The following is a 2,439-nucleotide window of genomic DNA, read 5'->3' as shown; positions in this document are numbered from 1 at the left end:
GCATGATTAGTTATTTTTGTCAACTTATATATCTCAAATCTTTATGCAACAAAGCCGAAAATTATTAAAAATAGATTTTTATCTTTAAAATTATCTATAGAAAAGTTAAACTAATGTTACTATAAGTTTTTTAGTTAACGTTATGATTTTTATACTACCATATTGGGTAACCAAAGCTATCAGAGACAATAACGTAATCCTTTTTAATTGGAAAACAAATAATAGTGTTAAAATTCATGATGTATATCATCCAATATATGATTTTAAGATAGAAAATAATATTTGTATTGAAGATATTGACAATAATAAATATAGAGATGATATTAATTGGTTGATTTCCTCAGACTTTATAGTTGATGAAAAAAAATATATAAAAAGCAGATTTAATCTAGATTCATTATTTAATAAAAAAATATTAAATCTAATATTGTTACCTGCTGGTGAAGCCTGCAATTTAGATTGCATATATTGTTATGAAGATCATGATGATAAAAAAAGTATGAAAAAATATCATGCATATACATTATTAGAAATGATAAAAAAATCTAAAAAAGATCATGTTCATATAGAGTACTTTGGTGGAGAACCAATGCTAAATATGAATTTTATATCATTTTTTTCCGATTTATTAAAAAAAGAAAATATAAGTCACTCTGGGGCAATAACAACTAATGGAACATTATTAAATGAAGATAACTTGGATATATTATACTCATCTAATATTAAATCATTTCAAATTACACTAGATGGTCCTGAGGATATTCATAATTCATTAAGAGTTTCAAAAAGTAAAAACATTAACTCTTTTTCTAGTGTATATAACTCTTTGAAAGTTTTATCTAAATCTTCTTATTTGGATATAAATGTAATTCTTAGAATGAATGTCAATGAAAAGACTATCGAAGATTTTAATTTTGATCGCTTCACTCAAACTATAGAAAGTGTTATTCCTAAGGATGATAATAGATTTCTACTTCTTCCAAAAATTATTTCAGATTATTCCAATCTTAACTTAAAAGAAAAAAATTCTGCTGAAGAAGCATATTGTAAAAAATCAGAAAGAAATAAAGTTATTTCCAAATTTGAAGAATATATTGATGAAAATTATTTTTCAGCTAATGCTCAAATTATTAGTAAAAAAGGAGGATATACTTGTTATGCTGCAAATGAAAATAGTTTAGTAATAACCCCAGACCTATATGTTAGAAAATGCACTGTAGCTATTGATGATCCTATAAATATAGTTGGTAGGATATCAGATAATGGAGATTTTATAAAAAATAATAATTTCTCACAGTGGATTAAGGATTATTCTGATCAGTATTGTAATAGCTGTTTTGCTCAAAAAACCTGTCAAGGAAATTCTTGTCCATTAGAAAATATTAGACAAAATCAGAAAATATGTCCTCCATTAAAGGTGGATATTAATTCACTTACAAACCAGGTGGTAAAGTTCTATGAAAAAAAGATTACTAACTCAAAAATTAAATGATTTAACATCATTAGTCATAAAAGTTAATGGATCGGTTGAGATATTTTTAAATAACTCTGAAACAGATGATTATTTTGATATAGTACTAAATTCAGAAAACCAATCTTTTGAATTTGGTAACTCATTAATTTTAACAAATAATGATGATGATCTTTTTAATTTTGAAAAAAAATCTACAATCCTTGATTCACTAATTGGAATATTGCAGGAAATAAAAAATAAAAAGGATTCTAAACGAAACATTAGAGTTGATATTTATATAAAAAATATCAAAAATCTCGATATTTTGGGTGATAATATAAAGATAGAAACTAATAGTGTTGCTTTAGATAAAGTTGAAATAAATTGTGCAAATTTAAAAGTAAAAACATTAGAATCAAATATAAAAATTTTAAAAATACAGTCTTCAAACTTAAAAGGACTTATTGATTATAATGAAAATAATAGCAATATTAACATATCTTCAAATAATTCTGATTTAACCATAAATAAATTAAAATTTGATGGGGAATTATCAATTAGAGCAAACAATTCGAATTACAATAATTGTATATATGGAGATAAAAATTTAGGTACTTTTATTGCTAATTTTAATAATTCCAATATTACAATAAACTGATTTTTTTTGAGTAACTTGGATAAGTTACTCAAAAATTTTATCTACATGGGATATTTACAGGCCCACATAAAAAATCAATTGTAGCTGAAGAGCTAGAAGTCTCAATAACAATATTTTTTTCCATTTTTACCTCTTAATTACCAACAAATAACATTACAACTGTTATCACCAGATGCTACCTCAGTAGCTTCTGTGCTACTAGCTAATATTATCAATTCCATATCAATTTCACCTAATTTATAGATACGATATTATATCTTGTCTTTAAGATAAGGAGATCCAATAAGAATTGTTCCTTAAATTTTCAAAATTATAAAGTAATTTCATT

At 23.9% G+C, this 2,439-nt stretch carries 2 protein-coding genes; both read left to right on the top strand.

Annotated elements, in window-relative coordinates:
- The first annotated feature begins 142 nt into the window (after positions 1–142).
- Positions 143–1,492, top strand: coding sequence for a radical SAM protein (locus AC07E5_RS09920; RefSeq protein WP_498625362.1), 1,350 nt, complete (start codon positions 143–145; stop codon positions 1,490–1,492).
- Positions 1,458–2,111, top strand: a complete 654-nt coding sequence (locus AC07E5_RS09915; RefSeq protein ID WP_498625361.1) for a hypothetical protein — start codon at positions 1,458–1,460, stop codon at positions 2,109–2,111. The genes AC07E5_RS09920 and AC07E5_RS09915 overlap by 35 nt, the downstream gene beginning before the upstream one ends.
- Positions 2,112–2,439: the final 328 nt, after the last annotated feature.

The sequence above is a fragment of the Acinetobacter seohaensis genome, from assembly GCF_056431365.1.
Note: the sequence above shows the minus strand (reverse complement) of the source record. Positions and strands in the feature narration are given on the sequence as shown.

Coding starts and splice junctions, on each gene's coding strand:
- AC07E5_RS09915 (WP_498625361.1), top strand. CDS start 1,458: ATGAAAAAAAGATTACTAACTCAAAAATTAAATGATTTAACATCATTA.
- AC07E5_RS09920 (WP_498625362.1), top strand. CDS start 143: ATGATTTTTATACTACCATATTGGGTAACCAAAGCTATCAGAGACAAT.